The 12,827-nt window shown below is 63.0% G+C and carries 8 protein-coding genes and 3 pseudogenes; all 11 read right to left on the bottom strand.

The window, feature by feature from the left end; translation table 11 throughout:
* Positions 1–112: 112 nt before the first annotated feature.
* A complete protein-coding gene (locus ACZZZP_RS15865) occupies positions 113–883 on the bottom strand; it encodes a pseudouridine synthase (RefSeq protein ID WP_463383411.1) in 771 nt (256 codons plus the stop codon).
* A 38-nt stretch (positions 884–921) separates the two neighbouring features.
* Complete coding sequence (locus ACZZZP_RS15860) at positions 922–1,143, bottom strand: cysteine-rich CWC family protein (RefSeq protein WP_463383410.1); 222 nt, start codon at positions 1,141–1,143, stop codon at positions 922–924.
* Complete coding sequence (locus tag ACZZZP_RS15855; protein ID WP_463383409.1) at positions 1,133–2,617, bottom strand: sensor domain-containing diguanylate cyclase; 1,485 nt, start codon at positions 2,615–2,617, stop codon at positions 1,133–1,135. The genes ACZZZP_RS15860 and ACZZZP_RS15855 overlap by 11 nt, the downstream gene beginning before the upstream one ends.
* A 151-nt stretch (positions 2,618–2,768) precedes the next feature.
* Positions 2,769–4,571, bottom strand: a complete 1,803-nt coding sequence (atzF, locus tag ACZZZP_RS15850; protein WP_463383408.1) for an allophanate hydrolase — start codon at positions 4,569–4,571, stop codon at positions 2,769–2,771.
* Positions 4,572–4,737: 166 nt separating this feature from the next.
* A pseudogene (uca, locus tag ACZZZP_RS15845) lies at positions 4,738–8,188 on the bottom strand (urea carboxylase).
* Between the two features lie 76 nt (positions 8,189–8,264).
* Positions 8,265–8,366: pseudogene (locus tag ACZZZP_RS15840) on the bottom strand (biotin carboxylase N-terminal domain-containing protein); the annotation flags it as partial.
* A 267-nt stretch (positions 8,367–8,633) separates the two neighbouring features.
* Positions 8,634–9,269 carry an urea amidolyase associated protein UAAP2 gene (locus ACZZZP_RS15835; RefSeq protein ID WP_463383407.1) on the bottom strand — a complete coding sequence of 212 codons (636 nt, stop codon included), beginning with the start codon at positions 9,267–9,269 and terminating at the stop codon, positions 8,634–8,636.
* Positions 9,241–10,008 carry an urea amidolyase associated protein UAAP1 gene (locus tag ACZZZP_RS15830; RefSeq protein WP_463536683.1) on the bottom strand — a complete coding sequence of 256 codons (768 nt, stop codon included), beginning with the start codon at positions 10,006–10,008 and terminating at the stop codon, positions 9,241–9,243. Before ACZZZP_RS15830 ends, ACZZZP_RS15835 begins: the two co-directional genes overlap by 29 nt.
* Before the next feature lie 2 nt (positions 10,009–10,010).
* Positions 10,011–10,814, bottom strand: a complete 804-nt coding sequence (locus ACZZZP_RS15825; RefSeq protein WP_122493772.1) for an ABC transporter ATP-binding protein — start codon at positions 10,812–10,814, stop codon at positions 10,011–10,013.
* Positions 10,811–11,626 (bottom strand): ABC transporter permease, encoded by an 816-nt coding sequence (locus ACZZZP_RS15820; protein ID WP_122493771.1) that lies wholly within the window; start codon positions 11,624–11,626, stop codon positions 10,811–10,813. Before ACZZZP_RS15820 ends, ACZZZP_RS15825 begins: the two co-directional genes overlap by 4 nt.
* Positions 11,627–11,741: 115 nt before the next feature.
* A pseudogene (locus ACZZZP_RS15815) lies at positions 11,742–12,811 on the bottom strand (putative urea ABC transporter substrate-binding protein).
* Positions 12,812–12,827 lie beyond the last annotated feature (16 nt).

The following is a 12,827-nucleotide window of genomic DNA, read 5'->3' as shown; positions in this document are numbered from 1 at the left end:
GTTGGTTGGAGTGGTTTGGTGGTCCGATGAGCGCCTGTGGATCGGTATTCCTTTTCGAGACTCTGGATTCCCGCCTTCGCGGGAATGACGGAGGTTTTGCTTAGGTTCATCGTCATTCCCTTGCAGGAATCGAGGCTAAAGCCTCTCCTACAGTCAGCCGCGATTCGACATGGCAGCGGCTCTTCTTCCCTGAAAAAGCCGCAATCTCATCCGCACTCAGCGCCCGGTATTCGCCCGGCGCTAGCGCCGCATCAAGCACCAGCGCCCCCACGCTTTCGCGGTGTAGGCGCAGCACTTTGTTTTGGAAGTGGCCGAACATGCGTTTCACCTGGTGATAACGCCCCTCATACAGCGTCAGCCGAGCACTGTGCGAGCTAAGAATCTCGAGCTGAGCGGGCAGGGTGGTGAGGTTTTCGTAGGCGAAGTACAGGCCCTCGGCGAACACGGCGTGGTAGTTGTCGGTGATCGCCTGCTCGGTCTCTACGTAGTAAACCTTTGGCTGTTTGCTGGTCGGTTGGGTTACCCGACGCGACCATTGACCATCGTTGGTCAGCAGCAGCAAACCGGTGGTGGTCAGGTCCAGGCGCCCGGCCAGGTGCAGGTCGTGCTCGGCGGCGTCGGGCAACAGGTCGAGCACGGTGGGGTGCTCCTCATGTTCGGTGGCGCTCACGTAGCCGGCGGGTTTGTGCAGCATGAAATACAGCGCCGGTTTGCCCGTTTGCAGTAACTGCCCATCCAGCTCCACGCGATTGAATTCGCGGATATCCAGCAGGCCATCGCGCGTTACCACACCGTCCACCTTTACCCGCCCGGCAGCCAGCTGCGCCCGCGCATCGAAGCGGGTGGCGGCGGGAAGGTTGGAAAGAAAACGATCTAGGCGCATTCGGTGCTCACGCGGAAAAGGGTTGCGTGGGAGCGGCTTTAGCCGCGATGCGGTCGTAACCGCATCGGGACGTCTGGTTGGGCCGGTTCGGTCCTTTTTGCGCAGCGCGGGCATAAGCAGCTTTTATCAATCTGCTCATCACTCAACCGCGCCAACGCCTCGGCCGATATTTCGGCGCTGAAGCACCAGCAATCATCACTGCCCACCGCGCACTGGTTCGCCTGCCCACACAGCGGGCAGCGCTCGGTGTCAGCTGGCATGGCCGGGCTCGATGCACACGCGGTTGCGGCCTGATTGTTTGGCGCGGTACAGCGCGCGGTCGGCTCGGCTGAGCAGGGTGTGCAAGGTGTCGCCTGGCGCCAGCTCGGTGAGGCCGATACTGGTGTTTACTTGCAGCACCTGATCGCCGACGGCATAGCGGCTTTGCTCGGCCAGAAGGCGCACCTTTTCGGCAATCAGCTGCGCCGCGGCGGGGTTGGTGTCTTTGAGCAATACGATGAATTCTTCACCGCCCCAGCGGCAGATGATATCGGCCTGACGCAAGCAACCGCGCAGGTTGGCGGCGAAACCCCGCAGCACGTCATCGCCGGCCAGATGGCCGTGGGTGTCGTTAAGGGTTTTGAAGTTGTCGAGGTCGATCATCAGCGTGGCGAGCGGCTTCTGTTCGCGCACCGCCTCTTGTAAAGCCTGATTGGCGAGAATGTCGAAGCCTCGGCGGTTGGGCAGTCGGGTCAGGGTGTCGGTGGTGGCGAGCGCCACGATGCGTGCCTGATAACGGCGCAGCGCCAGGTTCACCAGCAGCAACACCAATCCGGTCACCACTGCGCAAATCAGCAAGTTCAGGTACAGGGTTTTGCGCACGCCGGCCAAGGCGTCGTCTTCATGCTTGTCGACAAACAGATACCAGTTCAGCTCCGGGATATAACGCACATTCAGGAAGTGGTCGCGGCCGTGTTCCCGATACTTGAAGTTTCCGCTTTGGGGCTTGGGCAGATTTTTCTTCAGTTCGTCGAGCCCAGGCACGTCATTGAGCGACTGGCCGACCCTGGCGCCGAGCGGCCCGCCCGAGGCCCCCGTGAGTACGATGTTGCCTTGGGTATCAACGAAGTACACCGAGCGACCGTAGCGCTGCTGGTAGGTGTCGATCAGCTTGACCACTGCGTCCACGGTCAGCCCCACACCCGTGGCGCCGATGAAGTTGCCGTTGAAGTCGGTCACTTTGTAGTTGATGAAGATGGTCAGCCGGTCCTCGTTAGCCATGTCCACATCCACATTGATTTCATACGGCGCGTGCATGTCGCGCACACGGAAATACCAGACGTCGCGCGGCTCGTCCTCGCGCACGGTTTTCAGCAGGCCTTTGGCCTGGTAATAGCGATGGGTTTTCTCCGAGATGAAGAAGCTGGTGAACGCGCCGTAGTGGGCCTGTACTTCGGCGAGGTAGCGCGTGAGCTGTTCCGGATTCTGCTCGCCCTCAAGCACCCAGTCGCGCATGAAGGTGTCGCGGCTCATCATCGACAAGATAAGAATGGGCCGGACCAGGTCTTTCTGAATTTCCGAATAGACGTTGTCGGACGTCAGCGGCAGTTCGGTGTCCACGATGCTGCTGCGAATCGAATCAAGCGAGGCGTAATAGCTGACCAGCGAGGTGGCCAGAAAACCGCTGGCCAGTAGTAGCAATAACGCCACTACCAGATAACGCTGAGCAGTTTGGGTTGGGGCACGTAACGGCATTGGACCAGCAGCTCTGACGGAATGGGACATGCTAGCTCGGTATCCCGCTGACGTCAGCTAGCAGTGGCGAGTCGAGTCTTGAGGATTCAGGTAGCAGATTCTGGCGAAGGGTGTGGATCGACCCCTTCGCCAGCACGCTGGATCCTACGAATTATCTGCTTGTCAGGTAGGCGCGCCAGCCGCCGAAATGGCTGATGTCGCTGGCCCCTTCCAAGCCATACGGCTCGCAGATAAACCCGCTCTCCCAGCTGCCATCGGCCAGTTGCACCTTGCCCAAACCGAGGGGCGCTGGAATGCCGGTGAGGAACGAGCCCAGCTCGCTGCTCGGCAATTCCCACACCTCCACTTCGATTGCTACGCCGCCCTCGGCGACGCGAACCATACCCGGACGGAACGGTGGGCCGCCGGCCAGCGCCCAGAGTTGGTAGTCAGGTGAGCTTTGCGTGGCTGTCAGCAGTCGGCCGCCGCGTTGTTTGAGTTGCCAGTTCAGCGGCAGCCCGTCCAGGTGCGCGCCACACACCACCAGCCGCGCCAGGTCATTTCGCGCCAGGTTCGCGGGTGCGCTGAGACTAAGGCTGCGCTCGCCGGCCAGCGGCAGGTCGTGTTGGCATTGCAACCCTTCGGCGAGGCTAAGCAGGTATTGATCGGTGAACGGCCGCCCGAACAGCGTGACGCCCCACGGCAAACCGTTGGCCATAAAACCGGCCGGCACGGCGATGGCGGCGTAGTCGAGCATGTTCATAAAGTTGGTGTAGTAGCCCAGGTCGGAATTGCGTTTCACCGGCTCGGCGTCCAGCTCGGCCAGGGTGACCGGGCGCGGGTAGGCCGGGGTGAGCACGCAGTCGAGCTCGGCCATGGCGCGATCGCACACCGCTTTAAGCTGCTGCAACCGGTACTGCGCGCGGAATAATTCAACCGCTGTGGTGCCCGGCGCTTTCGACAGCACGGCATGAATCACCGGCAGCACGGCGTCGGGCTGCGCCTCGATCAGCTCGCCTGCCACGCTGTAGCGCTCGGCCACCCACGGGCCTTCGTAGAGCAGGCGCGCGGCTTCGGCGAAGGGCTCGAAATCAAGCGCCACGGCCACGCCGCCCAGCGCTTCGAGTTGCTTCACCGTAGCCGCGAACAGCGCCGGGCCTTCCGGGCAGCCGAGGAATTCAAGCTGCTTCGGCACACCGAAACGGAAGCCTTTGCGCGGTATGCCGAACGCGCTGCCATCGTTCCACAGGGGATTTTTGCGGCTGTATTCATCGGCCGGATCGAGCGTGGCCGTAAGCGCCAGTAGTTGACTCGCTTCACGCGCGGTGGCGGTGAAGTAGGTGACGCAATCCAGCGTGCGGCAGGCCGGCACCACGCCTGCCGTGGAGAGCAAACCTTTGGTGGCCTTCAGCCCAACCAGATTATTCAGCGCCGCCGGCACGCGGCCGGAACCGGCAGTGTCGGTGCCCAGCGAGAAACTGGCGACACCGAGCGCCACGGCCAAGGACGAACCCGCGCTCGAACCGCCTGACGGATAGTCCGGGTGCACGCTGTTGCGGCACGGGCCGTAGGGCGAACGCGTGCCGTTGAGGCCGGTGGCGAATTGGTCGAGATTGGTCTTGCCCAGCGGCACGGCGCCGAGGGCCAGCAGTTGCTTGACCAACGTCGACGATTCGCTTGGCGTATAGGCAAACGCCGGGCAGGCGGCGGTGGTGGGAATGCCGGCCAGATCGATGTTGTCTTTGATGGCGAACGGCACGCCGAACAGCGGCAGACTGTCGGCGGTTTTGCCGTCGAGCGCGGCGAGGTAGGGCTCCAGCTCTTCTGCCGTGAGCAGATGAATGAACAGGTTGAATTCCGGATTCAGTGCTGCAGCTTGCTCACGCAGCGCGCCGATAAGCTGGCGCGGCGTAGTGGTGCCGGCCAGGTAGGCGGCTTTGACGGCGCTCAGGCGCAGGTCGAATGGGTGGGTCATGGTTGGCTCCTTAAATATTGCCTAAATCTCGGTCGGTCCCCTCGCCCCTGTGGGGAGAGGGTTAGGGTGAGGGGGGACTTTGATTTTGCGTGTGCGTTAGCCCTCACCCCCGGCCCCTCTCCCGCAGGCGGGAGAGGGGAGCAAAGCCGTTGAGTTTGTTTCGACCTCAGATTTCCTCCAGCACAACAACCCGCTGCCCAGCCCTGACCGCTGAGCCCGGTTGCACGCGCACTTCCTTCACCACCCCGTCGCGTGGCGCCAGCAGCGGGATTTCCATTTTCATCGATTCCAATATCACCAGCACATCGCCGGCCTTGACGCTGTGCCCGGCCTCGACCTGCACCTGCCACAGGTTGCCGGCAATATGGCTTTCAATGCTGTGTTGGCCCACGGCGAGCGGGGCGTCTTCGCCGAGTTCGGCCACCGCTTCTTCGCTGTCGAAATGCGCCTGACCACTGGCGATCCAGCGTTCGCGTTCGGCGTTAAAGGCGCCTTGTTGCTGACGGCGGAAGGCGCCGATGGTGTCGGCTTCCTTGGCGAGAAATTCCTGGTAGTCGGCGAGGTTGAGCACGCTGTGTTCGATCTGCAGCGGGTAGCGGCCCAGGGGGGAAGTCTTTGCGAATTTGCAGCAGTTCTTCGGCGCTCACCGGGTAGAAACGAATCTGGTCGAAGAAACGCAGCAGCCACGGTTTGCCGTCGAACGCCTCGACTTCGCGGTAGCGGTTCCACATCTGCAACGTGCGACCCACGAACTGATAGCCGCCGGGGCCTTCCATGCCGTACACGCACATGTACGCGCCGCCGATGCCCACCGAGTTTTCCGCCGTCCAGGTGCGCGCCGGGTTGTATTTGGTGGTCACCAGGCGGTGGCGCGGATCCAGCGGCGTGGCCACCGGTGCGCCGAGGTAAACGTCGCCCAGGCCCATCACCAGGTAGCTGGCCTCGAACACGGTGCGGTACACCTCGTCGAGATTGGGCAGGTCGTTGATGCGGCGGATGAACTCCAGGTTGCTCGGGCACCAGGGCGCGTCTTTGCGCACGGTGGTCATGTATTTTTCGATGGCCAACTGGCACGCCGGGTCGTCCCACGACAGCGGCAAATGCACGATGCGCGACGGCACTTCGAGGTTCTGCGCCGCGCACACCGCGTCCCACTCGCCGGCGATGATGCCGAGCAAATCGGTGAGGCTGAGGGTTTCCGGCTGGTAGTGCACTTGCAGCGAACGGATGCCCGGCGTCAGGTCAATCACGCCGTTCAATTGCTTGGCTTCCAGCGCCTGCATCAGCGCGTGGCCGCGAAAGCGCAGCACCAGGTCCAATTCCGGCGCGCCGATTTCCACCAGCAAATGGGTGTCGCCGGAAAGGCGGGCGACGAGGCGGGTGTCGTTGTCGCCGAGGTCCAGTACGATCGGGGAAATCAGCTCGCTCGCCTGTGTTTTTGTAGGAGCCAGCTTGCTGGCGAAGCTGTTAAACGCAGGAGCTTCGCCAGCAAGCTGGCTCCTACGGGCAGCGTGAAGTTCGCGCGCTTCGCCAATGCTGACGGCCGTGAACTGCACCTTGTCCCCAGCCTTCAGCTGCCCCAGTTGCCAAAGGTCTGCCTCAATAATCGTCACCGGGCACACAAAGCCGCCCAGGCTCGGGCCGTCTGGGCCGAGGATGACCGGCATGTCGCCGGTAAAGTCCACGGCGCCAATGGCATACGGGTTGTCGTGGATATTCGATGGATGCAGGCCGGCCTCACCACCGCTCTCACGCACCCATTGCGGTTTCGGGCCGATCAGGCGCACGCCGGTGCGGCTGGAGTTGAAGTGCACTTCCCAATGCGTGGCGAAGAAGATGTCGATGTACTCGGGCGTGAAATATTCCGGCGCACCGTGGGGACCGTAGATCACGCGGATGCTGCGCACCGCTGGCAGCGGCGGGCACAGCTCGGCGTCCAGGGCGGCGCCGTGGCTCGCGTCGGTGAGCGTCGGAATATGCAGCACATCGCCGGCGCGCAAGGCACGGCCGCCATGGCCGCCGAACTGACCGAGGGTGAAGGTGCTTTTGCTGCCCAGATAATCCGGCACTTGCAGGCCGCCGCGCAGGCACAGGTAACTGCGTGCGCCGGCCCCGGCGATGGTGCCGAGGGTCAGGGTGCTGCCGGCTTTTACCAGCAGCGCGGTGTTCATCGGTTGCGCCGCGCCGTCGAGGCTCAGGGGAATGTCGGCGCCGGTAACCGCTAATACCGCATCGGTGTTAAAGCGCAGCGTCGGGCCGCTCATGGTGATTTCCAGCGCGGCGGCGCCTTCTTCATTGCCGAGCAAGCGGTTGCCCAGACGCAGCGCCAGACTGTCCATCGGCCCGGACGGCGGTACGCCAACGGCCCAGTAGCCGAGGCGGCCGGGGTAGTCCTGCACGGTGGTTTGCGTGCCGGCGCCGAGCACCTCGAAGGTGTCAGCCTTGTAAACCAATTGCTCGAGGCAGCGGGTCCACGGGTTGCCGCTGGCGAACGGGGCGTCTTGGATGATTTGGCGCAGGTAGTCGCGGTTGCTTTCCACGCCGTACAGCACGCTGTCGCCCAAGGCGTTGTAAAGCCCGGCGCTGGCTTCTTCGCGGGTCGGCGCCCAGGCGATGAGCTTGGCGATCATCGGGTCGAAGTAGGGCGGAATTTCGCAGCCGGCCTCTACCCAAGTGTCGATGCGCAGGGTTTTGCCATCGGCCGGCGGGAACTGCACGGCGGTCAGCAAGCCTGGGCTCGGCTGGAAATCGCGGCCCGGATCTTCGGCATACAACCGCGCTTGAATGGCGTGGCCGTTCGGGCGCAGGTTCGCGCTCAATTCGCTGAGCGGCGGCAGGTCGCCAGCGGCCAGTTGAATCATCCAGCTGACCAGATCGACGCCCCACACTTGCTCGGTCACGCCGTGTTCGACCTGCAAGCGGGTGTTCACTTCGAGGAAATAAAACTGGCTGGCTTCGCTGTCGTAGACGAACTCCACGGTGCCGGCGCTGCGGTAGTTCACCGCCTTGGCCAGCTTGATAGCGGCGGCGCAGAGTTCGTCGGCCATGCCGGCAGGCAGGTTGGTGGCTGGGGTTTCTTCCAGCACTTTCTGGTTGCGCCGCTGCACGGAACAGTCGCGCACGCCGAGGGCGATTACCTCGCCAGCGCCATCGCCGAACACCTGCACTTCCAGGTGGCGGGCGCGCTGGATGTATTTCTCGATGAACACGCCGGCGTCGCTGAAGTTGTTCTGGCCCAGACGTTTGACCGCGTCGAACGCCTCGCTCAATTCCTCGGCCGAACGGCACACGCGCATGCCGATGCCGCCGCCGCCCGCGGTGCTTTTCAGCATCACCGGGTAGCCAACCTGCTCGCCCGCCACTAGGGCGGCGTCGAGGTTTTCCAGCAGTTCGGTGCCTTCAAGCATGGCTACGCCGTGCTGCTTGGCCAGGGCGCGCGCCGTGTGCTTGAGGCCAAACACCCGCAGTTGTTCTGGCGTTGGGCCGACAAAGGCAATGCCGGCGGCTTCGCAGGCTTCGGCAAAGGCGGCGTTTTCCGAGAGAAAGCCGTAGCCCGGGTGAATGGCTTGGGCGCCGGTTTGCTGGGCCACGGCAAGAATTTTCTGCACCTGCAACATGCGTGCCCGCCGCCGCGCCTTCGCCGAGGCTGAAGGCTTCATCGGCTTGCTGAATGTGCAGGCTGGCGGCGTCGGCCTCGGAATACACGGCTACGCCCTGCACCTCGAGCGCGCGCAGGGTTCGCAAAATGCGGCAGGCAATGGCGCCACGGTTGGCGATCAGCAGTTTGGTGAACATGGCGTTAAGCCCCTCGAAAGGGGAGGCGGGCCGTCCCGCTGTATTTGGGTGTGCACCGGCGGTCGTCCGCGGTGTGGGAATTTCGTGCAAGCGTCAGGTGGACTCGGTCCGTCCCCTCGCCCCAGCGGGGAGAGGGCTAGGGTGAGGGGGGACTTTGATTTTGCGTTTTGCCTTTTCCCTCACCCCCAGCCCCTCTCCCGCAGGCGGGAGAGGGGAGCAAAACCTGCCCACTGCGGCTCTGGCACAGCGCAAACAACCACCGCCGAATCAGTCCCATACCAAGAACTCCGCTGGCGTCGGGTTGTAGCCGTTGCAGGGGTTGTTCAGTTGCGGGCAGTTGGAAATCAGCACGATCACGTCCATGTGCGCCACCAGCTCGACGTATTTGCCGGCAGCGGAAATGCCGTCTTCAAACGTCAGCCCGCCTTCTGGCGTAACCGGCACGTTCATGAAGAAGTTGATGTTGGCGCTGATGTCGGCTTTGTTCAGGCGGCCGTCGTGCAGGCTGGCGCGCAGGAAGTTGTCGCGGCAGCTGTGCATGTAGCGTTTGTCGAGGGCGTAGCGCACGGTGTTGCTCTCTTGCGCGCAGGCGCCGCCGAGGGTGTCGTGGCGCCCGCAGGTGTCGGCGGTGATGGTCAGCAGCGGGTTGCCGAGGTTGGAATACAACACGGTGCCGGTGGTGAGGTACACGCGGTTCTGTTTGCGCAGGGTGCGCTGCACGTCGTAGCGCTCGCGCGGGTTGCGGGCGCTGTAGAACAAGGTGTCGACCGCTTGGTTGCCTTCCAGGTCGAGCAGGCGCAGGGTTTGCCCGGCTTTGACTTCCTTCAGGAACGGCTCACCGGCGGCGATGGTGGCGCGGTAAACGGCGGCTTCTTCATGGCGGGGGCTGTGGGTTAGCGACATGGTAAGGCCCCCAGATGTACAGACGTTCGGTGTTGTAGAAGCCACGGCCGTTTTCCGGGCGCGAGGTGCGGCACAGCACGCTGATGCCGTCTTCAGCCACTTTGCTGAAGCTCAGTTGCACCGGCTTTGGCGCGTAATCGGGGTTGGGGTCCATCGGGTGTTGCAGGGCGGTGAGCACCACTAACGTGTCCATCGGCGCGTACAGCTCGACGTAGTCACCAGCCTTGGAATTGCCCTCGGCAAACGCGAAGCAACCGTCGCTATCAACCGTGACCTTGCTGAACAGATTGAGGGTCATGAGCAGGTCTTGCAGGTTCAGGTTCCACTTGCCCATTTCCACCAGCAGGTTGTCGACGCCGTTACGGAAGAAGCCGTTGCGCAGTTCCTGGTAGCGGCCGGCGCCGTATTTTTCCTGTACCTCGGCGGCATTCAACACGCCGCCGAAACTGTCGTGCCAGCCGCAGGTGTCGGCGGTAATGGCGGCCAGTACGCGGCCCATGTCCGAGTACAGGCAATGGCCGACGGTGAGCTTGGCCGTGTGCTGGCCCTTGAGGCTGTCGGGCAGGTTCAAGCGCTCACTTTTCTCGGCGGCATTGAGCAGCATCAGGCTGACGTTGGCGCCGCCTTCGAGGTCGGTAATGCGCAGCACTTGGCCACGTTTGAGCACGAACGAGGTGTGGCCGCCGCCCGGTACGGTTTCTTCATACAGGCTGGGGCGCAGGCTCAAGGCACTGGTCATGATCAGGCTCCTTGGTAGACGGAATGCAGGCTGCCGGTGACATGCGCCGGCAGGGCGTCGACGGCGGCGCGGGTGGCGCGGCGGTCGGGGTTCAGGGGAATGTCGTAGGTGATGCGTGCGCCATAGGCGTTCGGCGCGTGCGGGTCGTGGCGAACCTTGTCGAACACCAGAATGCGGGTGCCGAGGGTGAAGCCTTCGGACAGGTCGTGGGTGACCATGAATACCGTCAGCTTGGTTTCGCGCCACAGCTCCAGCAGCAGCGCGTGCATGTCTTTGCGGATGCCGGGGTCGAGGGCGCCGAAGGGTTCGTCGAGCAGCAGCACGCGCGGTTGCATGATCAGCGCCTGGGCGATGGCCAGCCGTTGTTGCATGCCGCCGGAAAGCTGCGTCGGATATTTGTCCAGCGCGTGGCCGAGGCCGACCTTTTTCAACAGCTCGGCGGCTTGCTCACGAGCGTCGCGCTTGGCCCGACCAAACAGGCGACCGAGCAGCGGCGAGCGCGGCAGCTCCAGGCCCAGCGCCACGTTGTTCAGCACCGATAAATGCGGGAACACCGAGTAGCGCTGAAACACCACGCCCCGGCTGGCATCCGGCTCGCCGACCAGCTGTTGGCCGCCCAGCAGAATTTGCCCTTTGCTTGGCACTTCCTGGCCCAGCAACAGGCGCAGGAACGTGGATTTGCCGCAGCCCGAGGTGCCCACCAAGGTGCAGAACTCACCTTCGGCGACGGTGATGTTGAGGTTCTCCAACACAACCTGATCGCCGTAGGTTTGCCACACGTTTTTAACTTCAATGAACGCACTCATGCCTTCGCCCCCTGATACCAAGGGAACGCCAACTGAGTCAGGCGCTTGAGGCCCAAGTCCATCAGCCAGGCGAGCAGAGTGATCCACACCACGTACGGCAGAATCACGTCCATGGCCATGTAGCGGCGCACCAGAAACACGCGGTAGCCGAGGCCGTCGGTGGAGGCGATGGCTTCGGCGGCAATCAGAAACAGCCAGGCCGAACCGAGCACCAGGCGCAAGGCGATAAGCAGACGGGGCAGCAGTTGCGGCAGGATCACGCGCAGAATCAGGGTCCAGGTCGAAGCGCCGAGGGTTTGTGCCTTGATCAGCAGTTCCGCCGGAATTTCCCGCGCCCGCTGTTCCAGATCCCGCGCCAATACCGGGGTGATGCCGATGACGATAAGCATGACTTTCGACAGCTCGCCGAGGCCGAAAACGATAAACAGAATCGGCAGAATCGCCAGCGGCGGCACCATCGACAGCACCGTGAGCAGTGGCGACAGCGGCGCACTGAACAGCGGCAGGGTGCCAGCGGCGATGCCCAGGCATAGCCCGATAATGGCGGCAATGCCCAGGCCCATGCCGAGGCGTTGCAGGCTGGAAGCGGTGTCTTGCCAGAGCAGATAGCCGCCGCTGCGTTTGTCTTCGGTAAACGCCATGCGCTTGACCGCGTCCGTCATCTGCACGGCGCTGGGCAGCAGCTTGTCATTGGGGTTGTCCGCCAACCGCGCCGAGGAGCCGGTGAAGTAGGCGAACAGCACCAGCGCGAACGGCAGCAGAATCAGCAGCAGTCGGCCGGCACCGTCGGGGTGGCGATTGATCAGGCGCATGGGGGTCTCGAATTTGGGATCGGGTTGCCCCGACCATTTCCTTCACCTGCAACACTCTGGATTCCCGCCTGCGCGGGAATGACGGAGGGTTTGGTCGAGTTCATCGTCAGCAGGGTTACAGCGTGCCATCCGCCGCCATCTGCACGTAGCTCGGGTCGAAGCGCAGTTTGATGTTGCCGCTGTCGCCGGTGACTACGTCTTTGGCGAAGCTCATGCCGACCGCGCCAGCGTCTTTGGCGCCTTCACCGAGCAGGCCGTGGGCGAAGGAGAAGCTGGCGACCTTGCTCATGGTTTCCGGCAGCTGTGGGCTGGTGGCGAAGGCGAGGGCGTCTTTGGCGGTGTAGAAGAGTTTGGTGGTCGCCAGTTGCGACTTGAAGCCGGCCAGATCCGTGCCCGAAGCCTTGGCCATGTGTTCCAGCGCGGCGGTGGCGCGCGCGCGTGTCGCTGGCCATCAGTTCCATGATTTCGAACCAGGCGCCGGTCAGGGCTTTGCCCAGTGCTGGGTTGTCTTTTAGGGTGGCGGTGTTGACCACCATCATGTCCATGATCTCGCCGGGAATCTGGCTGGAGTTGAACACTTCAGTGGTGTCCGGCTGGGCTTTGATTTCCGCCAGCATCGGGTTCCACGTGACCACCGAATTGACATCGCTGGTGTTGAAAGCGGCAGCGATATCGGCGTCTGAAGTGTTCACCACGCTGAGGTCTTTTTCGCTCATGCCGGCTGTTTCCAGGGCGCGTGCCAGCAGGTAGTGAGAAACCGAAAGCTCGACCAGATTCACCGGCTGGCCCTTGAGGTCGGCCAGGGTTTTGCCTTTGCCTTTGAGCACGACGCCGTCGTTGCCGTTGGAGAAGTCGCTGACCACCAGGGCGGTGGAATCGACGCCGCCGGCAGCGGGAATGGTCAGGGCGTCCATGTTGGTCATGGTGCAGCCATCGAACTGGCCGGCGGTGTACTGGTTGATCGACTCGACGTAGTCATTGAGCTGCACCACGTCGATGGCGATGTTGTACTTCTTCGCCCACTTATCAACGATGCCTTCGGCGGCTGCGTATTCCCACGGCATCCAGCCGGCGTAGAGGGTCCAGCAGACGCTGAATTTTTTCTTTGGGCGCAGCCTGGGCGCTGAAACTGAACGTGGCGGCAAGGCCGGCGAGAACGAGGGCGAATAACGGGGACTTGCGCATGTAAAACCTCCAGTTC

Source organism: Pseudomonas sp. AC211 (genome assembly GCF_979258055.1).
This window is presented reverse-complemented; position numbering and strand designations above follow the sequence as displayed.

Coding starts and splice junctions, on each gene's coding strand:
- ACZZZP_RS15865 (WP_463383411.1), bottom strand. CDS start 883: ATGCGCCTAGATCGTTTTCTTTCCAACCTTCCCGCCGCCACCCGCTTC.
- ACZZZP_RS15860 (WP_463383410.1), bottom strand. CDS start 1,143: ATGCCAGCTGACACCGAGCGCTGCCCGCTGTGTGGGCAGGCGAACCAG.
- ACZZZP_RS15855 (WP_463383409.1), bottom strand. CDS start 2,617: ATGCCGTTACGTGCCCCAACCCAAACTGCTCAGCGTTATCTGGTAGTG.
- atzF (WP_463383408.1), bottom strand. CDS start 4,571: ATGACCCACCCATTCGACCTGCGCCTGAGCGCCGTCAAAGCCGCCTAC.
- ACZZZP_RS15835 (WP_463383407.1), bottom strand. CDS start 9,269: ATGTCGCTAACCCACAGCCCCCGCCATGAAGAAGCCGCCGTTTACCGC.
- ACZZZP_RS15830 (WP_463536683.1), bottom strand. CDS start 10,008: ATGACCAGTGCCTTGAGCCTGCGCCCCAGCCTGTATGAAGAAACCGTA.
- ACZZZP_RS15825 (WP_122493772.1), bottom strand. CDS start 10,814: ATGAGTGCGTTCATTGAAGTTAAAAACGTGTGGCAAACCTACGGCGAT.
- ACZZZP_RS15820 (WP_122493771.1), bottom strand. CDS start 11,626: ATGCGCCTGATCAATCGCCACCCCGACGGTGCCGGCCGACTGCTGCTG.